20 protein-coding genes are annotated in these 23,514 nt (G+C 59.8%); 6 read left to right on the forward strand and 14 right to left on the reverse strand.

The genetic code is table 11. The features are described 5' to 3' along the window. Positions 1 to 246: 246 nt before the first annotated feature. Complete coding sequence (gene glsB / locus MO767_RS00860; RefSeq protein WP_149630625.1) at positions 247 to 1,155, forward strand: glutaminase B; 909 nt, start codon at positions 247 to 249, stop codon at positions 1,153 to 1,155. A gap of 2 nt (positions 1,156 to 1,157) precedes the next feature. On the opposite strand, the gene MO767_RS00865 is transcribed toward glsB, so the two are convergent. Next, complete coding sequence (locus MO767_RS00865) at positions 1,158 to 1,949, reverse strand: N-acetylmuramidase domain-containing protein (RefSeq protein WP_282478989.1); 792 nt, start codon at positions 1,947 to 1,949, stop codon at positions 1,158 to 1,160. 166 nt (positions 1,950 to 2,115) lie between these two features. On the opposite strand from MO767_RS00865, the gene MO767_RS00870 reads away from it, so the two are divergent. Continuing rightward, a complete protein-coding gene (locus MO767_RS00870; protein WP_282478990.1) occupies positions 2,116 to 3,618 on the forward strand; it encodes an aldehyde dehydrogenase family protein in 1,503 nt (500 codons plus the stop codon). A gap of 169 nt (positions 3,619 to 3,787) precedes the next feature. After that, entirely contained in the window at positions 3,788 to 4,138 is a 351-nt protein-coding gene (locus MO767_RS00875) for a BON domain-containing protein (protein WP_282478991.1), read from the forward strand. A gap of 78 nt (positions 4,139 to 4,216) precedes the next feature. Here the strand turns inward: MO767_RS00875 and MO767_RS00880 are convergent, their stop codons facing one another. Then, positions 4,217 to 4,879, reverse strand: a complete 663-nt coding sequence (locus MO767_RS00880; RefSeq protein ID WP_282478992.1) for a carbonic anhydrase — start codon at positions 4,877 to 4,879, stop codon at positions 4,217 to 4,219. Positions 4,880 to 5,083: 204 nt separating this feature from the next. Then, a complete protein-coding gene (cynS, locus tag MO767_RS00885; protein ID WP_008043963.1) occupies positions 5,084 to 5,551 on the reverse strand; it encodes a cyanase in 468 nt (155 codons plus the stop codon). 124 nt (positions 5,552 to 5,675) lie between these two features. Here cynS and cynR point away from each other — a divergent pair, with 124 nt between their 5' ends. Further along, the gene (cynR, locus tag MO767_RS00890) at positions 5,676 to 6,581 is read left to right on the forward strand and encodes a transcriptional regulator CynR (protein ID WP_282478993.1); all 906 of its coding nucleotides are present in this window, start codon (positions 5,676 to 5,678) and stop codon (positions 6,579 to 6,581) included. On the opposite strand, the gene MO767_RS00895 is transcribed toward cynR, so the two are convergent. The 6 genes from MO767_RS00895 to MO767_RS00920 form a co-directional block, all read right to left on the reverse strand. Beyond that, entirely contained in the window at positions 6,567 to 6,869 is a 303-nt protein-coding gene (locus tag MO767_RS00895) for a hypothetical protein (RefSeq protein ID WP_056741688.1), read from the reverse strand. The genes cynR and MO767_RS00895 overlap by 15 nt on opposite strands. A gap of 126 nt (positions 6,870 to 6,995) precedes the next feature. Next, entirely contained in the window at positions 6,996 to 7,325 is a 330-nt protein-coding gene (locus tag MO767_RS00900) for a hypothetical protein (RefSeq protein ID WP_282478994.1), read from the reverse strand. 519 nt (positions 7,326 to 7,844) lie between these two features. Then, positions 7,845 to 8,348 (reverse strand): GNAT family N-acetyltransferase, encoded by a 504-nt coding sequence (locus tag MO767_RS00905; RefSeq protein ID WP_282478995.1) that lies wholly within the window; start codon positions 8,346 to 8,348, stop codon positions 7,845 to 7,847. Between the two features lie 48 nt (positions 8,349 to 8,396). Continuing rightward, positions 8,397 to 9,026, reverse strand: coding sequence for a glutathione S-transferase (locus MO767_RS00910; protein ID WP_282478996.1), 630 nt, complete (start codon positions 9,024 to 9,026; stop codon positions 8,397 to 8,399). Between the two features lie 78 nt (positions 9,027 to 9,104). After that, complete coding sequence (locus MO767_RS00915) at positions 9,105 to 11,054, reverse strand: DNA topoisomerase III (RefSeq protein WP_282478997.1); 1,950 nt, start codon at positions 11,052 to 11,054, stop codon at positions 9,105 to 9,107. A 118-nt stretch (positions 11,055 to 11,172) separates the two neighbouring features. Then, complete coding sequence (locus tag MO767_RS00920) at positions 11,173 to 13,404, reverse strand: C1 family peptidase (protein WP_282478998.1); 2,232 nt, start codon at positions 13,402 to 13,404, stop codon at positions 11,173 to 11,175. 317 nt (positions 13,405 to 13,721) lie between these two features. Between MO767_RS00920 and MO767_RS00925 the strand changes: the two genes are divergently transcribed. Then, positions 13,722 to 14,090 carry a DUF427 domain-containing protein gene (locus tag MO767_RS00925; protein WP_282478999.1) on the forward strand — a complete coding sequence of 123 codons (369 nt, stop codon included), beginning with the start codon at positions 13,722 to 13,724 and terminating at the stop codon, positions 14,088 to 14,090. A gap of 786 nt (positions 14,091 to 14,876) precedes the next feature. On the opposite strand, the gene lldD is transcribed toward MO767_RS00925, so the two are convergent. The 3 genes from lldD to MO767_RS00940 all read right to left on the reverse strand — a co-directional run bounded on the left by lldD (position 14,877) and on the right by MO767_RS00940 (position 19,467). Further along, positions 14,877 to 16,019 carry an FMN-dependent L-lactate dehydrogenase LldD gene (lldD, locus tag MO767_RS00930; RefSeq protein WP_282479000.1) on the reverse strand — a complete coding sequence of 381 codons (1,143 nt, stop codon included), beginning with the start codon at positions 16,017 to 16,019 and terminating at the stop codon, positions 14,877 to 14,879. Between the two features lie 95 nt (positions 16,020 to 16,114). Then, positions 16,115 to 17,737, reverse strand: a complete 1,623-nt coding sequence (locus tag MO767_RS00935; protein ID WP_282479001.1) for an MFS transporter — start codon at positions 17,735 to 17,737, stop codon at positions 16,115 to 16,117. A gap of 80 nt (positions 17,738 to 17,817) precedes the next feature. Further along, on the reverse strand, positions 17,818 to 19,467 hold the full coding sequence (locus tag MO767_RS00940; protein ID WP_282479002.1) for a GMC family oxidoreductase N-terminal domain-containing protein: 1,650 nt from the start codon (positions 19,465 to 19,467) through the stop codon (positions 17,818 to 17,820). 121 nt (positions 19,468 to 19,588) lie between these two features. On the opposite strand from MO767_RS00940, the gene MO767_RS00945 reads away from it, so the two are divergent. Further along, entirely contained in the window at positions 19,589 to 20,485 is an 897-nt protein-coding gene (locus tag MO767_RS00945; RefSeq protein WP_282479003.1) for a LysR family transcriptional regulator, read from the forward strand. A gap of 89 nt (positions 20,486 to 20,574) precedes the next feature. Here the strand turns inward: MO767_RS00945 and MO767_RS00950 are convergent, their stop codons facing one another. Then, positions 20,575 to 21,678, reverse strand: a complete 1,104-nt coding sequence (locus tag MO767_RS00950; protein ID WP_282479004.1) for a DNA alkylation repair protein — start codon at positions 21,676 to 21,678, stop codon at positions 20,575 to 20,577. Then, the gene (locus MO767_RS00955; protein ID WP_282479005.1) at positions 21,675 to 23,498 is read right to left on the reverse strand and encodes a monovalent cation:proton antiporter-2 (CPA2) family protein; all 1,824 of its coding nucleotides are present in this window, start codon (positions 23,496 to 23,498) and stop codon (positions 21,675 to 21,677) included. Before MO767_RS00955 ends, MO767_RS00950 begins: the two co-directional genes overlap by 4 nt. Between the last annotated feature and the right edge of the window lie 16 nt (positions 23,499 to 23,514).

Here is a 23,514-nt window from a genome sequence, read left to right on the forward strand (position 1 = left end):
GCTTTGATCGGCGTGGCCAATCGACAGGCACAGTTCATCAAGCAGGTGTATCTGCGATGTGTCTTTGGCGTGGGGTTTTAGGAGCAGGGTGTGTCGGGAGGGCAGCTGTACACACTCCGATACACAGCCAATGCAAATCAAAATGTGGGAACGCGGTGTTTTTGAGATTGTGTGATCCGGCCCCGACCAGTAGCGTCTAGCGTCTGTGTCCCCGCAATCCCATGGGGCGAGACTTCGGAACCCGGCATGCAAGCGCTGTTGAACGAGATCCTAGACGCAGTTCGTCCCCTGATCGGCCAGGGCAAGGTGGCTGACTACATTCCCGCCCTCGGTACGGTGCCGGCCGATCAGCTGGGCATCGCGGTGTATGGCAACGACGGCGAACTGTATTGCGCCGGCGATGCCCATACGCTGTTCTCGGTGCAGAGTATTTCCAAGGTGTTCAGCCTGGTGCAGGCCATCGGGCACTCCGGCGAAGCCATTTGGGAGCGCCTGGGTCACGAGCCCTCCGGCCAGCCGTTCAATTCGCTGGTGCAACTGGAGTTCGAGCGCGGACGCCCGCGCAACCCCTTCATCAATGCCGGTGCGCTGGTGATCTGCGACATCAACCAGTCACGCTTTGCCGCGCCGGCACTGTCGATGCGCGACTTTGTGCGTCGGCTGTCCGGCAACCCGCAAGTCATGGTGGACGGCAAGGTCGCCGAGTCCGAATACCAGCACCGCGCGCGCAACGCTGCGATGGCTTATCTGATGCAGTCTTTCGGCAATTTCCACAACGACGTCGAAGCGGTGCTGCGCAGTTACTTCAGCCATTGCGCGCTGCGCATGAGCTGCGTGGATCTGGCGCGAGCGTTCTGTTTTCTGGCCAATGACGGCTTCTGCAAGCACAGCGGCGAACAGATTCTAACCGCCCGCCAGACCCAGCAAGTCAACTCGATCATGGCCACCAGCGGCCTCTACGATGAAGCCGGCAACTTTGCCTATCGCGTCGGTTTGCCCGGCAAGAGTGGCGTGGGCGGGGGGATTGTCGCGGTGGTGCCGGGGCAATTCACGGTGTGCGTCTGGTCACCGGAGTTGAACACCGCCGGCAACTCCCTCGCGGGCATGGCCGCGCTGGAGTTGCTGAGTCAGCGGATTGGCTGGTCGGTGTTCTAGGGTCAGAGCGGCAACGCCTCGACTCGGCTGCGCATAGACGCCAGCGTTTCATCGTCCAGCACGGTGGTGATATCCAGGTGCTCTTTTGCCTGAAAGAGATTCATCGCATCCCGGGTCTGTTTGCCGACGATGCCGTCGACGGGGCCGGGATGCCAGCCCAGGTACGTCAAGTAGGTTTGCGCCATACGGATTCTCAGGTCCGGCGTCCCTCCATAGGAGAACTTCTGATACGCCGCGCTGAGCCTCACATCGTAGTTGTTGATCGCGTAGTTGGGGCCGTTGTAGCGGCGTGCGAAGTTGGCCCAGTCCTTGGCCCGTAATGCCGCGACTGAGCCGCCTTCGATCAACGTGCCAACGGTGCACAGCAGTTGTTGGTTTTCGGACTCGACCATTCGCCTGATCATCGTCTCGACATCCGCCGAACGGGTCTGCGCGAAATTGAATCCCATGATCTGCCCCAGCCCCCAGGAGGTACTTTGCAAGGCTGCTTTCCTGTTCAGGCCGACGGCCAGGTTCAGACGGTCATACTGATGCGGCCCTGTTGCACCATAGTTGCCGGGGGTTTTGCTGCTGATATCCGGGTGTTGCGCGTCAAACGTCTGGTGGGTCAGCCGACTGAATACGTGGCGCTCGTAAAGGATTTTCGGACGGCGATCGGGATAGAACCCGTTGCCGGAGGTTTCTACTGCCAAAACAGCCCAGAGTTGCGCTGCACTGACTTTGGCAAGGTCCAGCGCCTGCGCCAGACCTTCATCGTCAAGGGCCGCTCCATGGCTTGTGAATTCATCGCTCATGACGGCCTCCTCGGAAAACAGGAAACGCTGATGTACCTCTTTTAGCGTAGGAGGGCCGGGTGAAGGGGCGCCGGGTTTTCGATCACCGGTCAGGCGTGCGGTTAATGACGCTCCAGGGTTTTTCCTATACATTTTCCGGCCGCCCACTGCATGGTGAAACCGCTTAATGTCTCTTGCGCTCGAACGTCTAGTCGCTGGCACGCCGATCCCTTTCGCTGGTAACCGCGTCACTGTGGTCAGCCCCGAATTGGCCGCGCGCTTTCAGCCCGGGGACCATTTGCTGGTGGAGCAGGTCAGCGGCGAATTGTTGCTGATTCCGGTGGCTGACCAGCAAGCGGCGGCCATTGCAATCGAGCGTGCCGAAGCGGCTTTCGGCGCAATGTCCGCGGTCTCCGATCAAGCCATCAGCGAGTTCTTTGATCGCTTCGCCCAACGCCTGGAAAACCCTGACTGCTGGGCCTTGATCGAGGCCGCCAACCTGGCCGACATCGAGCGGGCCAAGGCCCGCGGGCGCTCCACCACACGCCTTCTGGCGGATGAACGCATGCGCCGCGACATGATCGCCGGCCTCAGGGCCTGGCGCGATGCGCCGGCCACGCGCGGCAAAGTGGTCAGTTGCATCGAGCATGACGGCTGGAAAGTCGAGCAAGTGGTCTCGCCGCTGGGTATCGTCGCGTTCGTCTTCGAAGGTCGACCGAACGTCTTCGCTGACGCCGCCGGTGTGTTGCGCACCGGTAACACGGCGGTGTTGCGCATTGGCAGCGATGCGTTGGGCACGGCGCAAGCCATCGTCACCCACGCGCTGAATCCGGCACTGAGCGACGCCGGGTTGCCGACCGGCGCGGTGTCGCTGGTGGAAAGCGTCAATCACGCGGCCGGTTGGGCGATGTTCGCCGACCGGCGCCTGTCGCTGGCGGTGGCCCGTGGTTCGGGTCGCGCCGTCAGTCAATTGGGCAGCATCGCCCAACAGGCCGGCACCGCCGTCAGCCTGCACGGCACCGGTGGTGCCTGGCTGATCGCCGACAAGGACGCCGATGCCAACCGCTTTGCCGCGGTAGTGCGCAATTCGCTGGATCGCAAAGTCTGCAACACGATGAACGTCTGCCTGATTCACCGTGACCGTGTCGCGCAATTGCTGCCGCTGTTCCTGGACGCACTGCAACAGGCCGGCACCGCACGGGGTCAGGGCTGCAAATTGCACATCGTCGAAGGCAGCGAGCAGTACTTGCCGACCGATTGGCAGACCGCCAGCGTTGAGGTGTATCGCGCCGAAGGCTATCAAACCGAAGCATTGGCCGAACCGCTGCCCGAGGATCAGTTGGGCCGCGAGTGGGAGTGGGAAGAAACCCCGGAAGTCAGCCTGAAGATTGTCAACGACCTGGACAGCGCCATCGCGTTGTTCAATCGCTATAGCCCGCAGTTCACCGTGTCATTGATCAGTGAAGATGCCGCGGCTCAGGAACGCTTCTACAGCGCCGTCAACGCACCCTTTGTCGGTAACGGGATTACCCGCTGGGTCGACGGACAGTACGCGCTGAACAAGCCGGAGTTGGGGCTTTCGAACTGGGAGAGCGGTCGCCTGTTTGCTCGCAGCGCGATTCTCTCGGGAGATGGGGTGTTCACGATCCGCAGTCGCATGACCCAAACGGATCTGTCGGTCAAACGCTGATCCAGCGCCACGACCCCAGTCAACGGCCGCACTATACTTAATGTGCGTCCGTATGGGCGTGGCGAGCACTCCAAAACGAATCAGATGTCCCTAACGCTCGCCTGAGAGTCAGAAGGCAGCACAGCCAATGGACGGGCAGTGCATCTGATGACGCAGAGAGGGTTACACCATGAAACTTCATTCCTTTCAACAATACTCTCATGATCTGGAAAGGGGCGTTCACGACACCTGGATTACCACGAGGGTGAAGTCAGCCCTGGCAATGGCTGAACCCAGCCTTGGCCTGCAAATCCATGTCAAAACTCACGGGGGCACGGTGGCGTTGAGCGGTCGTGTCAACACTCATAAACAGTGTGAGCAGGCTGTTGCTCTGACCCGTTCGGTTCAGGGGGTCGTCGACATCGATGCCAAAGACCTGCTGACTCACGTCTTCACGCCCGGCAGTATTCCACAACCCCCCAACGCCGAAGAGAGCGCTGAAATTCGGCCACAATCTTCAGCAAAGATGGACGATAAATAACTCGGTCGATTGTGTCAGTGCAGCGCGCCCGTGAGCCGGGAGCGCTGCGTCGATCGTCTCTGCCAGTGGATACACGCTTCAGGCTGCTGCTTCTATGGGTCGGGCTTGAAGGGCGCAGGTGTCCGGATACTCGGCGAGCGCCACAAAACGGTGGCTGTTGGCATCTAGCGCATCGACCGAACCGGTCTCGATGTCGTAAACCCAACCATGCAAATTCAGCAGGCCTTTCTCCTGAGCCAGGCGCACGCTCGGATGCGTCTGGATATTGGCCAGTTGCGCGATGACATTCTCCCGAACCATTGAACTCACCTTCGCCGCTTCATTGGCGTGAGGGCGGGATTCGTTGATGACTTTCGCTGACTCGGCGTGTTGCAACCAGCCGCTGACGGCGGGCAGGTGGTCCATGCATTTGCACTTGGCGACGGCAGTCATGGCGCCGCAGTCCGAGTGCCCGCAGATCACGATATCGGTGACGCCGAGCACTGCGACCGCATATTCGACCGTGGCCGACACACCGCCGGGGTGAGGGCTGTAGGAGGGCACGATGTTGCCGGCATTACGGATCACAAACAGTTCACCGGGTTCCTGTTGGGTCAGCAGTTCCGGCACGACACGGCTGTCGGAACAGGTGATGAACAGCGTGCCCGGATGCTGGGTAGTGGCCAGGTGCTTGAACAGGTCGGTCCGTTGCGGAAAGGCGTCTTTCTGGAACTTCAAAAAACCTTCGATGAGCGCTTTCATGATGATGTCCTCATACGTGAATCAAATGATTATTTTGTAGCAGCTGCCGAGCCCGCGAGGCTGCGTTCGGCTGCGCAGCAGTCGTCTGGATCTGCGAGGACTTCGGTCGAGCGCGACCCCGGCTCGAACGCAGCCTCGCGAGCTCGGCAGCTGCTACAGGGGATCGAGTGTCACAGGTGGAAATTCGACTGGCCTGTCATCCACTTAAAAAGGACGCAGTGGCAGGAACTTGCCATCGAGTGTGATCACCGCGCGGGAGCCGCCTTCCGGGTCTTCGACTTTCTTCATGTCGAGCTTGAAGTTGATCGCACTGATGATGCCGTCGCCGAATTGCTCATGAACCAGGGCTTTCAAGGTGGTGCCGTAAATCTGGATCATTTCGTAGAAGCGGTAGATGGTCGGGTCGGTCGGGACACCGGAGAGGCTGCCGCGTAACGGGATGATCTGCAGGCGGGCCACGGTGTCGGCGTCCAGGTCCAGTTTTTCGCCAATCACTTTGGCGGCGCTTTCCGGCAGCGGGTGCTGACCGAGCAGGGCGGCAGTGACGTAGGCCAGACCGAGGCCGGTGCCGTCGGTCAGGTCCTGCCAGGACAGGTTTTTGCGCGCTTTTGCATCGAGGATCGACGTGGTCAGGGCCAGGCTTGGGTCGTTGTAAGCGTGGGACTGTTGCATGGTATTTCTCCTGTCGGGAGTGATGTTGCTTGGGTGTGGAGCAATCTTCTGCCGATCGATCCATAGCGTCCAAGACCTATATACAATGCAACGCATAAGCACAGCCTATAGATGGTGATTCCCCATGCTGCTCCGACATTTGCGCTATTTGCTGGCGGTCGCCGACCACGGCGGTTTCACCCGCGCCGCCGAGGCGCTTCACGTCTCGCAGCCGACCTTGTCCCAACAGATCCGGCAACTGGAAGAAACCCTGGGCGTGAGCCTGTTCGACCGAACCTCGCGCACGGTGAAACCCACCGATGCGGGAGAGGCCTACATCGAATGTGCTCGTCGGGTGCTGGTGGAACTGGAGGCAGGCAAACGTGCGCTGCATGACGTAAAGGACTTGTCCCGCGGCACCTTGCGGCTGGCCATGACCCCAACGTTCATGGCGTACCTGGTGGGGCCGCTGGTGCGCGATTACGTGGCGCGGTATCCGAACATCCATCTACAGATTTTCGAGCTGTCGATGGATGACATCGAGGCCGGCCTGGTGGATGACTCACTGGACATCGCCATCGCGTTTACCCAGGTCAGAAATGCCGACATCGAGTCGATCCCGGCGTTTACCGAGACGTTGGGCGTCATGGTGGGGCGCGATCACCCGTTATACGAAAGCCAGGTCGCGTTGTCCGCGCAAGAGGTCGCGCAGCTGGAGTTTGCGCTGCTGGCCCCGGACTTCGTCACCCGCACCCGCATTGATGAGTACTTTGCCCAGGAGCAGATCACGCCGAAGGTGGTGATCGAGGTCAACTCGGTGAGCACCTTGCTGGAAGTCATTCGGCACACCGCCATCGCCACCATCCTTCCGGAGCCCATTGCCACCGAGGACCGGGCGTTGCGCAAAATCCCGTTGTTGGGGGAGGCGCCCAAACGAGGGGCCGCGCTGCTGCGACGCAAAAACAACTATCACAGCGCAGCGTCGGTGGCTTTTATGGAACTGGTGTTGGGTGCGGCTGCAGGTGAGTCGACGGCATCAGTCTTCGATTAATTGGCACACCCCATTGGGCGCCTTGCCAGTGGAGGACACCGTGACCGAGTCGTCATCGGAGAGGAGGATCGAGATGACGACGCCCGAACCCTTGGCTTCGAATCGGCGATCGTCAATGGCTTTGGTCTCGGCTTCCTTGCTGTTGATCAACACCGGTCCGTCCTGATCCGCGTGGACGATGATTTTGCCGGGGCAGTCCGCATCGAACAACGGAACGCCGGTGATACTGTTTGCATGGGCAGCACTGGCCATTACGAGCAACAGCAAGCCTGTCAGTTGTATGTTCATCACAAAACCTCCAATGATCCAGTGCACACGGTTAACGATAGCGTTGTTTGGTGCGCACGAGACGAACAAAAAAGGCCCCGCTCGATGTGACGAGCGGGGCCTTTTTATGGATGGGGTGTGGAGGTATCAGGAGAATCGGTCAATCACCCGAACTTCGTTCTGGTTCTGCATCGAGGCCCATGCCTGTTTCAGCGTTTGCAGAACATGACCGATGAAGTCCTTGTCAGCCGCGGCTTTCTTGCCGACATAGCCTTGGCCGCGACGGTACATCTTCAGTCGGGCGAGCAGGTTCTGGTTGTTCTTGTCGAACTCCGCTTCATGGGCGTGAGGCGACAGGCAGTCGATTTGCACCTGGCCCGACTTGCTGATCCACAGAATATGGCTGTCATGGCTGTCTTTTTGCGCAGCGAACAGATGAGCCAGTTCATCGATAGTGGGTTGATTGTTCAGATTCATAGTAAGCCCCTTGACCATTTGGTGATCTTTCAAAGTTGATTCGCTAATACAGGTAGCCCATCGGTTAGTTGATCCCTGGCACCGAAACCAGGACGTCAGCGGTCGGCCGCCAAATTGACGGGTCCCGCGTCTGTTGCATGTAGTCGTGTTGAATAACTGCTACGCAATAGCGTCACAACGAGGAGAAGCGGCGAAAACCTTTTGGCCACTGCCGACATTTTCAGGGTCGGCCACAAGCTTCATGAGGATTGATCGCCAGCGCTTCTCGTCTTTGTACTGGACGTTCAGGCCAGGTCAGCTTCTTCAATCTGCCTTGTGGGCAGCGTGTATCCGGGAAAAACAGCTCGGCGGTCAGACGAGCTTGCTCAAACGTGTTGCCTGTACTCCCGATCAGGGAGACGTCTGCATCATGCAAGGGCAAATCGGAGGCGTCAACGGTTTTGTAGTGATTATTTTTAGTCACTACATATTGTCGGACAAAGTCGTTTGGAATTAAAAAGAGGAATCGGAAAGCGCCAGTCAGGACGATGGCAACGATGTCTGGAATCGGTAAATGGTGCAGGGATAACCGTCTACCGGCAGCTGATGCAGGGTGAACTCGCCATGGGTGAGATCAGCCAAGACCCGGGCCCAGAACCGCTGCGCAGGCTGATTCACGTCGAGGTGGAAAATTTGCCATTGACCGGGGAACCGGCTCAAGAGGGTGGAAACGACAAACTTCGCGACGCCTTGGCCGCGAAAGCGTCGACTGACAAAGAAGTAGCCGATGTTGTACTCGGCGCCGTGCAGATGGGTTTCGTCATCCACAGTCACGAAGCCGGCCAATTCTCCGTCGACCTTGATCAGAAACGGCCGGGTTGCGGGGTTGCGCCAGTAACCCGGTTTGGGCTGGGCGTTGAAGAAACCGTGCTCACCAAGCTTAAGCGGCAGCCACTCGCTGAATTCATACATGTAGAACTGCATCAGGTTTTCAATCGTTTCCAGTTCGTCGCGCTGGGCGGTGTGCAGTTCGATCAAGGGCATGTTGATAGCTCCTGAGGTGCAGGCCATCCCTGGCCCCGGCATGATCACTCAGTGGGGGGCGAAATCGTATTTCCCACCTTTTTTCAGTGCGGCTTGATAGGCCGGACGAGCCTGAAAGCGTTCAATCCAGGCCGCTATATGAGGATAGTCACCGAGCTTGCCTTGGGCTCTGGCGATCTCGCCGATAAAACTCATCTGGATGTCGGCGGCGCTGAACTCATCGCCCAGCAGGTAATCGGACTGGCTCAAAGCTGTGTCGAGGTAGCCCAGGTAGTTGTCCACCTCCGAATTGATCCGCGGATGCAACGGTGCGCCGGCTTCACCCAGACGCCCCACGTACAGGTTCAACATCAGCGGCAACATCGCTGAACCCTCGGCGAAATGCAGCCACTGCACGTATTCGTCATAGGCGGGGGTGGACGGATCGGGTTGCAGGCGACCGTCGCCATGACGGCGAATCAGGTAGTCGATGATCGCCGAGGACTCGATCAGCTTCTGCGCGCCGTCTTCAATAACCGGTGATTTACCCAGGGCATTGATCGCTTTCAATTCCGGCGGTGCCAGGTTGGTCTTCGGGTCGCGCTGATAGCATTTCAGCTCGTAAGGGATGGCCAGTTCTTCCAGCAACCAGAGAATCCGCTGGGAACGGGAGTTGTTCAGGTGATGCACGATAATCATGGTCGATGCCTTCTCAGAAAATGGGGCTGCCGCTGGGCTTGAAGAACACTAGACCCTTTTGGCTTGCTCGAAGTGCCCTCAAGCCTTGCTCGTCGGTTTTGCCGCGCGCTTGGTGCCCGTCGAGGGCTTGCGTTTGGCGGGCTTGCGTTTGTTTTTCCATGGCGTGGCCCCGCGCCCGGCGGGGCTTGCCGGCCCACTGATGGTCAGGCTCAGGCCGGCGCAACGGGCGACCTGTTTGCTCATCCACGCGGCCTGTTTGGTGACGAATTCTTCCAGGCTCATCTCGCCGCTCTGCACCATGTCCAGGGCCTGCTCCCAGATTGCCGTGGTCCCGGGGTCGGCGATGGCACGCGGCACGGCATCGATCAGGCTGAACGCGGCCGGGGTGGCGGCCAGGGCCTTGCCGTTCTTGATCAGATAACCACGGTCGAGCAGGCCCTGGATGATCGAGGCGCGGGTCGCTTCAGTGCCTATGCCGGTGGTGTCCTTGAGTTTCTGCTTGAGCAGGGGATCTTCCACCAGTTTGGCGACGTTCTTCATCGCCTTGATCAGATCGCCTTCGGTGAACGGTTTGGGCGGTTGCGTCCAGAGGTCCTTGAGCTTTACGTCGGCCACTGCGCAATCACGTCCTTCGGCCAATGCCGGCAGCGTTTGCGGCGCCGGTGCTTCGCGGCCCTTGGCCGGGGCAAGGGCCTCGGGCAAGGCGCGCTTCCAGCCGGGTTCGACGATCTGCTTGCCGACGGCACGCAAGGCTTCACCGGCGCAGTCAAAGTCGGCCTGGGTCCGGTCGTATTCATGGTTGGGTAGAAACTGCGCCAGATAACGCGCGCGGATCAGGGTGTAGACCGCCCGCTGCTTGCCCGCCAATCGCTCGAGGTTTTTCGCCGCAGCGGTGGGGATGATGCCGTGGTGAGCGCTGACCTTGGCGTCGTTCCAGGCCCGTGAGCGGCGCTGAGGCTCCAGGAAATCGTTCAAGGCATTCAGTGCCGGATCAGCCTGCCTCAGCGCGGCCAGAATGCCCGGTGCTTCGCTGTGCTGACTCACGGGCAGGTAACCGCAGTCGCTGCGGGGATAGGTGATGACCTTGTGGGTTTCGTACAGGGCCTGGGCGATGTCGAGGGTTTCCTGGGCGCCGAGCCCGAGCTTCTTCGAGCAGACTTCCTGCAAGGTGCCCAGATCGAAGGGCAGGGGTGCCACTTCGCGCATTCGCTCGGTACGCAGTTTGATCACCCGGGCACTCGCCGCACTGCCAATGGCTGCCGCTGCATTTTGCGCCAACGCCTGATTCAGGCAGCGATCCTGATCGTCGCAAACCTCGGAGGCCGCACGCCACTGGGCGGTGAACGTGGTGCCGTCGTGCAGCAGTTGCACATCGATGGCCCAATAGGCGACCGGCACGAAATCGGCGATGCTGCGGTCGCGATCCACCACCAGGCGCAGGGTCGGTGTTTGCACCCGACCGACCGGCAATACGCCCTGATAACCCGACTGACGCCCTAGCAGCGTGAATAGCCGACTCATGTTCATCCCGATCAACCAGTCGGCCCGCGAGCGCCCGAGTGCCGAATGGTACAGGCTAAAGGTCTCGGCCCCCGGCTTCAGGGCGGCCAACGCCTTGCGGATCGACGCATCGTCCAGCGCCGACAGCCATAGCCGCTGGATCGGCCCGCGATAACGGCAATGCTCGACCAGTTCCCGGGCGATCATCTCGCCTTCACGGTCGGCGTCGGTGGCGATCACCAATTCATCGGCCTCGCCGAGCAGCCGCTTGACCGCTTTGTACTGGCTGGCCGTGCGTGGTTTGACGGTCATCTTCCACTTCTCTGGAATGATCGGCAGATCCGCCAGCACCCATCGCTTGTAACGCGCGTCATAGGCGTCGGGCGGCGCGGTTTCCAGCAGATGGCCGATGCACCAGGTCACCGTGACGTCCGTTCCCAGCCAGCAGCCGTCGCCACGACGCCTGGCGCCGAGGACGGCCGCAATGTCTTTGGCCTGGGAAGGTTTTTCACAGAGGTACAGCCGCATAACCACCATCGCTCATCAACTGTCGAGAGGCGGACAGAATGGCGGCTGACGAGCGATGGAGCAATCTTTATCTGTATGGATGTACAGTCGGTGCGTTGCGATTCATTGCACAGACGCCTCAGTAGTTTAGGTTAACCACCGGTTGGTCCAGCTTCGCGCCGGGCTCTCGCCTGAGAATGGTCAGCAACGCTGCGGTAATCACGTTCACATCATTATCGAAGCCTCCGTGGGAGGTGTCTTTTTTGGTGCCTGCGCCATAGTTCATTTTCGGATCGTTGAAGATATGCAGGGTTTGCGCGAACGCTTCGGGAAGCCCGCGACCCGTGGCGGCAAACCCGGTCGGAATGGTTTTCCCGAAGTAAAACTGGTTCCACTGTTCGGTCATGTTTTTGGCGGCGATGTTCCACTCCGCCAGATCGGGATTGCTGAAGTCCTGACACTGCTTGTCCAGACTTTTGGCCATGCCCAGCAGTGGCATGCGTTGCAGTTCTTCATAGGCCCGGGAAACGAGGTACAGCAGGGATTTGTGGTACACGCCGATGACGTTGTCATCCTGTTCACGACTGTCGGACATGAGGTGAATGTGGAAGTCCTTGCGCTTGAGGCCTCCACCTTCGATGACTTTGCGGTAGGTCTGGTTGGCGAAATCAAGGGTGCAGGCCGGGGCCATCAGCGTCGACGTTTCGGTAGGCAAACTCCTGGCCCACAGCAGTTGAATCAAGTGGCCATTGATCAGGGAGCCCGCAGAATGGCCGATCAAATGCATTTCGACGTTTTTCTTGCCCATGTCGGCGACCAGTTTTTTCAGGTTCTCCGCCATTTCCACCAGCCCGCGCGGGGTAAAGCCTGCGACTGAGGCCGCTTCGGCGTTCTGCTTCATCTGACTCCACTGATCGCCGCCGAGTTTTTTGGTGGCCAGTTCCACCGTGCGATCAAAACCTTCCAGGGCCTTGTCCTTGAGGGTCTTCAACACATCGCTGATGCCGCCAGCCTCGGGAAACAGCCCCGGGAGGGCGTCCTTGACGATGTCGGCAAATGTCTCCAGCGCCCCGGTTCGCCAGGTGACAAACAATGGATAGATGCCGTTTTCAAGAAAGTACGGCGCCATCGCACAGATTCGATTGATGGAGTCCTGCTCGGAGTTGAGCCCGCCATGGGCGATGACGGCGATGCGCAGCACGGCGGGTTTGTTGGCTGCCGAGAGCTTGTCGTACCAGGCGCGCGGTGACTCGTAGACGATTCGCTTGACGCCCGCGCGGACGTTTTCGACGTCGGTGAGGCGGGGGCCGATACTGCCGTTGTTTTCCATCACGATGGTCAGGCCATACGCCTGATCCATGGTCAACAGGGGAGGTCCTTTGCGACCGGTATCGCGGGCACCGGCGGTGAACAGCGAGAAACCTTCACGCTTGGCGCTGGAGCTCGACAGCGCGTTGCGAAACGCTGATTGAACATCGGCCCGGGAACGTGAAGGCCGCGCGTTGTGCGATAACGCGCCGTGTTCAATCGGCACACCGAGGGCCACGGTCCAAGCGTCGGTGCCGTTGGCCAGCCAGTCCTCGAACGTCAGGATGGCGAAGCCCGAGAATCCCCAGTCGGTTGACCAGGAATTCTGCACGATGAACCCCTGATGGGTGTAGCCGATCAAGGCAAAGGCGTGACCGCCCTGGCTGGTTGTCGGCCATTTGATGACGGGCAGCTGAGACATGCTCTGGAACACCGCCGGCGGACGTTTTTTGCCTTTGGGCTGCATCAGTGCCCAACCCTGATGCACATTGGCGGAAACGTAAAGCGCACCCGCTTCGTACAGCGCCGCCATCATGGCGGTGATGTCGTCTTTCTCGACGCGGTAGTAAACCCCCAGCGGCCGGGTCACGGCGTCTGTTGCCCAATTTTCGGCGGGCGCTTCAAACGCCGGAACCGATCCGTCGGGCTTGACGGTATAGGGCCACAGTTCCTCCGCGCAGACTCCGTGCTTATGCCATCCCTTCAACGCGCCGCGACAACTGGAACCGGTGTAGTCCTCTCCTGGCCATTCGTCATAGAGTTTGGCCAAATGATAAAGCTGACGCGGGCTCGTCTTGATGGACGCCCGGTCCCGCAGCCACAACAAATAGTTGACCACCGCCGCCAGCCCGAACCCTGTGCACGCACCTTCGTTGCCTTGGTAGAGCACCAGGCCCTTACCCAGGTAGGCAGAGAGTTCGGTGGCGATGTCTTTGTCGGCGGGCCAGGAGGGCGGCAGTGACTGGACCCGTGGGGTGAAAATCCGATCGCGCAGGTCGAGGCGATCGGGGCGGGCATCCAGGGTGATGATTTTCTGATCGAGAGAAAACTTCGTGGCGGGCATGTGGGGACCCTCAAGTTTCTGAGACTCGAACCCCCACGCCACGACTGCCTGACTGCGCAGTAGGGGTGACAACGGTGCTATTGATCGTAGACGATGTTTCGCCGACTTCGAATATTCAATTCGGTGGAAGGACCAAGAACTTCGCCGTGCAGGGACTTGGCATCAGCGATGCCGTCGAGGAGGCTCGTCGGAACGCCGCACCATCCCGTTCGGCTGCGAAGCCGTCATGAGTGCAAAATCTGGGTTATACCTGAAAGTCGTGGTCTCAGGTTTTGGGGCTGCAGCGCAGCCCATCAGCATCATGAGGAACGTATTTCATGAAAAGCACCGGTCCTAGTCCTGTCATCACCATCGCAGAGCAGCCGGGCTGCCTGCTGGTAAAGTTTCACGGTATTCAGGTGGCCGCGTCCTCGCGCGCCCTTGTGCTGCTTGAGGCCAACTATCCTCCGGTGTATTACGTACCGCAGGAGGATATCGATGAAAAGTACTTTGCCCGCACCGATCACACGAGTTATTGCCCCTACAAGGGCGATGCCAGCTATTTCAGCTTGCAAGTCCCGGGGCATGAAGGCGCTAACGCGGTGTGGAGCTATGAAGACCCCAAAGTGTCGGTGGAGCAGATTCGCGGTTACATGGCGTTTTATCCCGATCAAGTGACCTTTGAAGTTCTCAAAGACGTTGAGTGAGGGGCGCTTTTCAGGCACACATGTGTATTGAGAGGGCGGTGGATCAAGGGCCGACCTGTGTTTTGTTGATCGTGTGCATATCCGTTTCTTCGGTAACGGCGGCTGGCGGTTTCGCTCTTACAGCGAGTCACTTTCGAAAAGCGCGAAAGTAACCAAAGCGCTTCTTCCCCTTTCGTTCGGTGCCTCGCGTAGGCGCGGCATGCCCTCGCTCCGGTCCTGCTCCGTGGGCCCGCCGCCATCGGCCATCCATGGCCGGGGGCGGCTAACCCGGCATCCATGCCGGGTTGCCCACTGCGCAGAACCTCCACTCGGCCTCTTGAGGGGGCGGTGCATCAAGCTCAAAAGCAGCAGGCGAGCTAACGCTCGGCCTGTTGAGTGGTGAGAAGCAAAAGCTGTACGCCGATCTGCTTTATGTGGGAGCGGGCTTGCTCGCGAAGCTGTTGATCTTGCTGTTGCCGTTGCCGTTGCCGTTGCCGTTGCCGTTGCCGTTGCCGTTGCTTTGGCTTTTGATCTGCTTGCCCCTTTCCCAGAGGCCGAACGCAGGTATTGCGCAGGGGGCGCCGCGGCAAGGATGCCGCGGTAGCCGCCCCCGGCCATGGATGGCCGATGGCGGCGGGCCCCCGGAGCAATGCCTTCTTTACGGCATACCGAGCCTGGGCGAGGCACCGAATGGCGGGGCAAGAGCCCTTGGTTACTTGGGGCTTTTCCAAGTGACTCGCTGTAAAAGCGAAACCGCCAGTAGCCATCACCGCAGAAACGGATATGTACCCCAACCTTGCGCTCAACTCATCGAACACCATCCACCAGCGTGGATTCATCAATCTGGCTAATCGAGGTCACCCCGGTCAAGGTCATGGCAACGCGCATTTCCTTGGCGAAGATATCCAGCATATTCTCCACCCCGCGTTGACCATCGGCGGCCAGTGCGTAGGCCATGGAACGCCCCAGCAATACGCCTTTTGCGCCCAGCGCCAACATCCGTACGACATCAAGCCCCGAGCGGATTCCCGAGTCGACCAGCACCGTCAGATCATTACCGATGGCTTGCATGATGGGCGGCAATGCCTTGGTGGTGGAGAGCACGCCGTCCAGCTGCCTCCCACCGTGGTTCGACACGACAATGCCGTCCGCGCCAAAGCTGACAGCGTCCCGGGCGTCCTGAGGATCGAGAATGCCTTTGATGATCATCGGGCCTTTCCAGAACTCACGAATCCACTCCAGATCGCTCCAGCTGATCGAAGGGTCGAAGTTATTGGCCAACCACCCCATGTAGTCTTCGAGGGTTACGGCTTTGCCAAGGTACTTCGAGATATTGCCCAGGTCGTGTGGACGCCCCATGACGCCGACGTTGAATGCCCAGTCGGGTTTGGTCATGGCCTGAAGCATTCGCCGCGATGATGCAAAAGGACCTGACATGCCCGAATGCGCATCCCTGTATCGGGCGCCGGGCGTGGGCATGTCCACGGTGAACACCAGGTTTTTCACACCGGCGGCCTTCGCCCGCTCCAGTGCATTTCTCATGAAGCCTCTGTCTTTCAACACATACAGCTGAAACCAGATGGACTGTTTGCTTTGTGCCGAGACCTCTTCGATCGAACACACCGAAACCGTTGATAGGCAAAGCGGGATGCCTTTGTTTTCCGCCGCTTTAACCGCCTGCACCTCACCACGACGGGCGAACATTCCCGTGAGTCCGACCGGGGCCAATATGATCGGCATTGAAAGCGGTTGGTCGAAGAGGGTGGTTTCAAGGCTCAGGGTTTCGACGTTTTTCAGAATGCGCTGACGCAGGCTGATGCTGGTCAGATCAGCGCTATTGGCCCTCAGCGTGTGTTCTGCATAAGCTCCGCCATCAATGTAATCAAACAAAAAACGCGGGAGTTTGCGACGTGCTGCCTCGCGATAGTCAGATGCGGATGAAATGATCATGGTGCCTCGGTCTGTGGAATGGCGGGGCTGCCGATGTCGTCGAGCTTACCTGTGGCGAGGGGATAAATCCCCTCACCACGGGGATTGTGGTGAGCTCAATTTTTATCCAAATCCACGTTTTTGGTCTCACGCAAACAGATCATCCCGACGACCAGGCTCACCCCGGTTATCACCACCGGGTACCACAGCCCGTAGAAGATGTCCCCGGTGTACACCACCAAGGCAAACGACACCGTTGGCAGGAAACCGCCGAACCAGCCATTACCGATGTGGTACGGCAGGGACATCGAGGTGTAGCGGATACGGGTCGGGAACAGTTCGACCATCAGCGCTGCCAGCGGGCCGTAGCACATGGCGGAGATGATGATCAGCGCGACGATCAGCGCCACGATCATCGGTTTGTTGATCAGTTGGGTGTCGGCTTTTGACGGATACCCCGCCAGGGTCACGGCGCCTCGCAGGGCCGCTTCATCGTAACCATCGAGTTTCACTTCACCGACGCTCACCTGCACGGCGCTGCCGGCAGGTAGAGCTTCGCTGCTGTAAGGAAGGCCCTGTTTCACCAGGAAGGTTTTGACCTTGTCGCAAGGGCTATCAAATTTCGCCTTGCCGACCGGGTCGAACTGGAAGGTGCAGGTGGCCGGGTCCGCCAGCACGGTGATCGGTGCCTGACGGCTGGCCTGGTCGATGGCCGGGTTGGCGTAGTGGGCGATGGATTTGAAAATCGGAAAGTACAGCGCGGTGGCCAGCAGCAGGCCGATCATCAGCACCGGTTTGCGCCCGACCTTGTCCGACAGCCAGCCGAAGAAAATGAAGAACGGTGCGCCGATGATCACGCTGACGATCAGCAGACTGTTGGCCAGGGCCGGGTCCATTTTCAGGAACTGGGTGAGGAAGAACAGCACGTAGAACTGCGCCGCGTAGAAGGTCACGGCTTGCCCCGCGTTGATGCTGAACAGGGCGATCAGTACGACTTTAAGGTTTTCCCATTTGCCGAAGGAATCGCGCAGCGGCGACTTGCAGAGCTTGCCTTCCTCTTTCATTTTCACGAACGCCGGCGACTCGTGCAGGCTCATGCGAATCCAGGTCGAGATGCCCAGCAGAATGATCGAAAACAGGAACGGAATCCGCCAGCCCCAGACTTCGAACTGGTCACCGGTGAAGTAGCGGCAACCGAGCACCACCAGCAGCGATAGCAGCAAACCGAGGGTTGCGGTGGACTGAATCCAGCTGGTGTGGAAGCCGCGTTTACCCATCGGTGCATGTTCGGCCACGTAAGTGGCAGCGCCGCCGTATTCACCGCCCAGGGCCAGGCCTTGAAGCATGCGCAGCAACACGAGGATGATCGGCGCGGCGATGCCGATACTCGAGTAGGTCGGCAGCAGCCCGACGCAGAAGGTCGCCAGGCCCATGAGGATGATGGTCGCGAGGAAGGTGTATTTACGCCCGATCATGTCCCCCAATCGGCCGAACACCAAGGCGCCGAACGGCCGCACGATGAAGCCGGCGGCGAACGCCATCAGCGCAAAGATGAACGCCGTGGTGTCGTTGACCCCGGCGAAAAACTGTTTGCTGATCACCGCCGCGAGGGCGCCATAGAGGAAAAAGTCGTACCACTCGAAGACCGTCCCGAGCGACGAGGCGAAGATGACTTTCTGGGTTTCCTTGCTGGTGCCCGCGCTGCGCACGGCTTCCAGAGGCTGAACATGTTCTGACATATCGGTATCCCTCACAGTGATTGTTTTTTTTGTTCCACTGTCGGCGCCGGCCTTATGGGCTGGCGTCGCTATTCCTTTGCTCAAGAGACTGCGGTCAGTGCTTTTTCGTCGGGTGCAAAACTCCTTGTGGGTGTTTCCAGGATCAGTTGTGCTGCCTTTTCGGCAATCATCAGCGTAGGCGAACAGGTGTTGCCCGAGGTGATGCGCGGCATGATCGAGGCGTCGGCGATGCGCAGGCCGGGGATGCCGTGGACCTTGAGCTGCGCATCGACCACTGCGTCCGCGTCGTTGCCCATGCGGCAGGTGCCGACCGGATGGAAGATGGTGGTGCCGATGCGGGCGGCGGCTTCGTGCAATTGTTCTTCGCTCTGAAAGCTGTCGCCGGGCAAGTACTCCACCGGTTTGAACGCTTGCAGGGCCGGTTCGGCGACGATGCGGCGGGTCAGGCGAATGGCATCCGCTGCCACCCGCAAGTCCTCCGGATGGCTCAAGTAATTGGGCTGAATCAGTGGTGCTTCCTGCGGATCGGTGGAGTGAATCTCGACGCGGCCACGGCTTTGCGGGCGCAGATCGCACACCGACGCCGTGAAGGCGGGGAACGGATGCAACGGCTCGCCGAAACGCTCCAGCGACAGCGGTTGAACGTGGTACTCGAGATTCGCCGATGTCTGCTCCGGTCCCGAACGGGCGAAGGCTCCGAGTTGGCTCGGCGCCATGGACAGCGGGCCGCTGCGGTCATACAGGTAACGCAGGCCCATGCCCATCTTGCCCCACAGACTGCCGGCGATTTGATTCAGTGTGCGGGCGTTTTCCAGTTTGTAGATCAGGCGCAGTTGCAGGTGATCCTGCAGGTTGCCACCCACGCCGGGCAGTTCATGGGCAACGCCGATCCCCAATCGTTGCAGCAGCGGACGAGGGCCGATTCCGGAACGTTGCAGGATGCTCGGTGAGCCGACGGAACCGGCGCACAGCACGATTTCCTTGCGCGCCTTGAAGGTTTTCGCCTGACCCTGCCAACGCGCACTGACCGCTGACGCACGGCCATTTTCCAGCAGCACGCGGTCGACTTCGACGTCAGTCAGCACGGTGAGATTGGGGCGGTTGCGGATCGGTTTGAGAAACGCCTTGGCCGCGTTCCAGCGAATCCCGGCTTTCTGATTGACCTGAAAGTAGCCGCAGCCTTCGTTGTTGCCCTGGTTGAAGTCATCGATGCTGGCGATGCCGCTTTGCTCGGCGGCCCTTTGGAAGGCATCGAGAATCGGCCACGACAGTCGCTGACGTTCGATCCGCCATTCCCCGGCGGCGCCGTGAAATTCCGAGTCGCCGGCAAAATGGTTTTCGCTCTTTTTGAACAACGGCAGCACGTCTTGCCAGCTCCAGCCGGGATTGCCCTGGGCCGCCCAGCCGTCATAGTCATCGGCCTGGCCGCGCATGTAGATCATGCCGTTGATCGAGGAACAGCCGCCGAGCACTTTGCCACGCGGATAACTCAGGGCGCGGCCTTGCAGGCCGGGTTGCGCTTCGGTCTTGAAGCACCAGTCGGTGCGCGGGTTGCCGATGCAGAACAGGTAACCCACGGGAATGTGAATCCACGCATAGTTGTCGCGGCCGCCGGCTTCGAGCAGCAGCACGCGATGTTGCGGGTTGGCCGACAACCGATTGGCCAGCAAACAACCGGCCGGGCCGGCCCCGACCACGATGTAGTCGTATTCATCCAGGGAAGTCTGCATCCGTGACCTCATGTTGTTGTTCTTGTTGTCGGTCATCCTAGTTGTTAGCTTTCGTCAAAAGAATGTTAGTTTTTGCGCAGCCGCTGTGCGTTTTTAAACAGCCTCACTTCAAGGACGGTTCATGTTCGACTGGAATGACCTGCGGTTTTTTCTCGAGTTGCAGCGCAGCGGGCGTTTGCTCACCGCCGCCCGCCGTTTGAACACCACCCACGCCACTGTGGCCCGGCACATCGAGGCCATCGAAAAGAGCCTCGGCACCGCGCTGTTTGTTCAGCATGCGCAGGGTTATGAGCTGACCCCGGCGGGCGAAGCGTTGCTCAAACATGCCGAAGCCATGGAAAACGTCGCGTTGCTGGCGCAGGAAGAAATTACTCAGTCCACGGCACCGCTGGGCAAGATCCGTGTCGGCGTAACGGAAGGGCTAGGCATCATGTTCCTCGCCAGCCGCATGAACGGCTTGTTCGAACGTTATCCGGGGCTGGAAGTGGAACTGGTGGCGGTGCCGCGCTTTGTCAGCATCCTCAACCGCGAAGCGGAAATCAGCATCCACCTCGAGCGCCCGGCCGCCGACATGCTGGTCACGCGCAAACTGACTGACTATCGATTGGCGCTATACGCCAGCCAGGACTATCTGGACCGCTCGCCACCGCTGCGCAGCCGCGAAGACCTCGGTCGCCACGCCTGGATCGGCTATGTCGATGACCTGTTGTTCAGCCAGGAGTTGATGTTCCTCAACAGCTTCTGCCGCAATCCGCAGGTGGTCTTCCACAGCACTAGCGTCATCGCCCAGCAACAGGCCGCTCGTTCCGGGTTGGGGATCGCCGTGCTGCCGTGTTACATGGCCAGCGCCGATCCTGGCCTGGTGCCGTTGTTGCCGGATGAGAGCATTCAGCGCAGCTATTGGATCAGCACGCGGCGTGAGCTGCACAAATCCGTGCGGTTGCGGGTGTTGTGGGATTACGTGGTGCAGCTTTGTGAGAGCGAGCAGGATTTATTGCTGGGCCCCAATCCCCTGTAGGAGCAGAGCTTGCTCGCGATGGCGTCAGGTCTGACACACCGCGTTTTCGTTCATCGCGAGCAAGCTTTGCTCCTACAGGGGTTCGTGTTTCAAGGGATAATTTCGAATGCGGTACTGGCCAGGCGCTCTCCATTCACCAGCACGTGTACGGCGTGTTTGCCCACGTAGTGTTTGCGGGTGGTGAGTTCCTTGATCTGCTGGCTACGGGCGATGGTCTCGGTCGCCTTGCCGGGAAGCGTCAGCACTTTGAGCTTGAACACCTTCGCTGATGTGCTGCCGTTGGCTTTGACGTAATCGATGGCGTAGTCAATCACCAGTCGCTGACTGTCCTGCACCGTGGATTTCACGGCGAAGGACAGGGTGATTTTTTCACCCAGGCGAATCACCGCCGGTTGCACCTTCACATCGATGATCTGGACCTCAGGCTTGCCCCCCGCGCCAATGATCGCCAGCGCTCGTTGGTTGCCCTGTTTGATCAGGCTGCGCAGGGCATGTTTGGCGATCCAGGCCGTGTGTTTGTTGTCCAGCGACCAGCCTTCGATCAGGTCCAGCACCCATTCGGGATGATCCTTGGTGATGTCGTTGAGATGGTTGGCCACGGACTTGCGCACGTAGAGGCTGTTATCGGCCTTGAGGTTATCGAGGATCACCGCCGCCAATGTTGGGTCAGCCTGAATCTGTTCCAGTCGAAACGACCATGGCAGGCGCGGTCGGCTGCCTTCGCTGGCCAGGCGGCGGACGTGTTCGTTTTCGTCCAGGGACCAATCGTGCATGACCGCCAGGGAGCGTTCGATGTCGCTGCGCAAGAAATAGCGGATCGCGAACTCCGAGGAGCCGAACGCAGTGAAGTATTTGAGGGCGTCCATGGATTGTTCGAAGGCATGTCCGCCGTACGTCGCGACGTAATGCGGTAATGAAATGCTGACGAAACCGCTGTTCAGCCGCGGAGCGAGGGCGCGCAGCACTTCAAGCGTTTCTTCATAGCTCAACGGCAGGACCGCGTGCAGGCACTCGCTGACCCGGGCCATGCGCTGCATGATTGATAAACCGGCAAGCCCGTCGTTGGCCAGTTTCAGGAAGGCCTTGGCGTTGAACGCGGGATAGATTGCGGTCATCTCGGTGGCGATGTGTTTGAGGCGCTCGGCGTTGAAGATTTCCTTGAGGGCAGGGGCGGGTTGGTCTGCATTGCTCATCGAGGTGTCCTTATGATCGTTCCCGATTCTTCTTCCAGTTGATCCGACTCAAACAATCTCGCCAGTTCCACCCGGGCTTCCTGCGCCGTCTGCAATACCTTCGCCGCATCGTCATAAATCGCATGCTGGGCTTCCAGCACTTGCTCGTCGTGATGCTTGAAACGTTTGATCCGCGCATCCGCCTGGGCCTGGGTCAGCCCCAGGCCGACCAGCGTGCGCCGGCTCATTTCCAGACTCGAATAATAGGTTTCCCGAATGGCCTCGGCGCCAAGGTCCACCAGCCGATGCACATGCTGACGGTTACGGGCCCGGGCGATGATTTTGATGTGCGGGTAGAGTTTGTGCACCAACTCGGCGGTCTTGATGTTGGTGTCCGGGTCGTCGGTGGCAATGACAAAGTATTCCGCCTGCTCGACCTTGGCCGCACTGAGGATCTCCGGGCGCATCGGGTCGCCGTAGAACACCGGCACACCGCCAAAACTGCGGGACAGTTCGATGGTTTCCACCGAGGTGTCGAGGGCGACGAATTTGATGTTCTGCGCGCGCAAAATCCGCGCAACGATCTGCCCCATACGGCCCATGCCAGCGATCACCACGCGTGGCGTGTCGGTATCGATCTCGCGGAATTTCTCCGGCACCACCACCGGTTGAACCTTGGGGCTGACCAGTCTCGCGCACACCAGCAACAGCAGCGGCGTTACCGCCATGGACAAGGTGATGGTCAGCACCAGCAAGTCATACAGGCGCGGTTCGAACAGTCCCTGGACGCGGCCGATCTTGAACACCACAAACGCAAATTCACCACCGGCCGCGAGCACGATGCCGAGGCGAATTGCACTGACCTTGCCCAGACCACCCGCCAGCCGACCGACAACAAACAGCAGCGGCAGTTTGATTGCGATCAGCAACAGGGTCAGGCCCAGCACCGTGATCGGCGCGCTCAGGAGCAGACTCAAGTTGGCGCCCATGCCGACACTGATGAAAAACAGCCCCAGCAGCAATCCCTTGAACGGCTCGATTTGCGCTTCCAGTTCGTGGCGGTATTCGGAGTCCGCCAGCAGCAAGCCTGCGAGGAACGCCCCCAGCGCCATGGACACGCCGACCAGGTCCATCAGCCACGCCGTGCCGATCACCACCAGCAACGCAGTGGCGGTCGAGACTTCCGCCAAACCGGTCTTGGCCACCACCCGGAACACCGGGCGCAGCAGATATCGTCCACCGATCACCACCACCGCGATGCTGCCCAGCACGCGCAAGCCGTGATTGAGGCCTTCGCCAGCGCTGCTGCTGTGATCGCCGCCCGCCAGCAACGGCACCATGGCGATCAACGGGATAGCGGCGATGTCCTGGAACAACAGAATCGCGAATGCCAAGCGCCCGTGAGGGCTGGTCAGTTCCTTGCGCTCGGCCAGGCTTTGCAAACCGAACGCCGTGGACGACAGCGCCAGGCCCAAGCCCAGCACGATCGCGCTGTTCAACGGCTGGCCGAACACAAACAACGCCAACATACCAATCACCGAGCCCGTCAGCAGCACCTGCGCCAGGCCGACGCCGAACACCGATTTGCGCATCACCCACAGCCGTCGCGGCGATAGTTCAAGGCCAATGATGAACAGCAGCAACACCACCCCCAGTTCGGAAATGTGGCTGACGCTTTGCGGATTGCCGATCAGGCCCAGTACCGATGGCCCGATGATCACGCCAGCAAACAGATAACCCAGCACCGCCCCCAGTTGCAGGCGCTTGGCCAAGGGAACGGTGAGCACGGCCGCGAACAAAAACACGACAGCGGCTTGCAACAGGTTGCCTTCATGGGGCATGACTTACTCCAGAACT

It is taken from the genome of Pseudomonas sp. UYIF39 (genome assembly GCF_029963765.1).
In the GTDB taxonomy this organism is placed as follows: domain Bacteria; phylum Pseudomonadota; class Gammaproteobacteria; order Pseudomonadales; family Pseudomonadaceae; genus Aquipseudomonas.

Bases quoted from the DNA above. Each gene is read 5' to 3' on its own strand.
- MO767_RS00920 (WP_282478998.1), bottom strand. From the start codon at position 13,404: ATGCCCGCCACGAAGTTTTCTCTCGATCAGAAAATCATCACCCTGGAT.
- MO767_RS00940 (WP_282479002.1), bottom strand. From the start codon at position 19,467: ATGCAGACTTCCCTGGATGAATACGACTACATCGTGGTCGGGGCCGGC.
- MO767_RS00945 (WP_282479003.1), top strand. From the start codon at position 19,589: ATGTTCGACTGGAATGACCTGCGGTTTTTTCTCGAGTTGCAGCGCAGC.
- MO767_RS00870 (WP_282478990.1), top strand. From the start codon at position 2,116: ATGTCTCTTGCGCTCGAACGTCTAGTCGCTGGCACGCCGATCCCTTTC.
- MO767_RS00915 (WP_282478997.1), bottom strand. From the start codon at position 11,054: ATGCGGCTGTACCTCTGTGAAAAACCTTCCCAGGCCAAAGACATTGCG.
- MO767_RS00880 (WP_282478992.1), bottom strand. From the start codon at position 4,879: ATGAAAGCGCTCATCGAAGGTTTTTTGAAGTTCCAGAAAGACGCCTTT.
- MO767_RS00900 (WP_282478994.1), bottom strand. From the start codon at position 7,325: ATGAATCTGAACAATCAACCCACTATCGATGAACTGGCTCATCTGTTC.
- MO767_RS00865 (WP_282478989.1), bottom strand. From the start codon at position 1,949: ATGAGCGATGAATTCACAAGCCATGGAGCGGCCCTTGACGATGAAGGT.
- MO767_RS00925 (WP_282478999.1), top strand. From the start codon at position 13,722: ATGAAAAGCACCGGTCCTAGTCCTGTCATCACCATCGCAGAGCAGCCG.
- cynS (WP_008043963.1), bottom strand. From the start codon at position 5,551: ATGCAACAGTCCCACGCTTACAACGACCCAAGCCTGGCCCTGACCACG.
- MO767_RS00875 (WP_282478991.1), top strand. From the start codon at position 3,788: ATGAAACTTCATTCCTTTCAACAATACTCTCATGATCTGGAAAGGGGC.
- MO767_RS00895 (WP_056741688.1), bottom strand. From the start codon at position 6,869: ATGAACATACAACTGACAGGCTTGCTGTTGCTCGTAATGGCCAGTGCT.
- MO767_RS00935 (WP_282479001.1), bottom strand. From the start codon at position 17,737: ATGTCAGAACATGTTCAGCCTCTGGAAGCCGTGCGCAGCGCGGGCACC.
- MO767_RS00950 (WP_282479004.1), bottom strand. From the start codon at position 21,678: ATGAGCAATGCAGACCAACCCGCCCCTGCCCTCAAGGAAATCTTCAAC.
- glsB (WP_149630625.1), top strand. From the start codon at position 247: ATGCAAGCGCTGTTGAACGAGATCCTAGACGCAGTTCGTCCCCTGATC.
- cynR (WP_282478993.1), top strand. From the start codon at position 5,676: ATGCTGCTCCGACATTTGCGCTATTTGCTGGCGGTCGCCGACCACGGC.
- MO767_RS00910 (WP_282478996.1), bottom strand. From the start codon at position 9,026: ATGATTATCGTGCATCACCTGAACAACTCCCGTTCCCAGCGGATTCTC.
- MO767_RS00955 (WP_282479005.1), bottom strand. From the start codon at position 23,498: ATGCCCCATGAAGGCAACCTGTTGCAAGCCGCTGTCGTGTTTTTGTTC.
- MO767_RS00905 (WP_282478995.1), bottom strand. From the start codon at position 8,348: ATGCCCTTGATCGAACTGCACACCGCCCAGCGCGACGAACTGGAAACG.
- lldD (WP_282479000.1), bottom strand. From the start codon at position 16,019: ATGATCATTTCATCCGCATCTGACTATCGCGAGGCAGCACGTCGCAAA.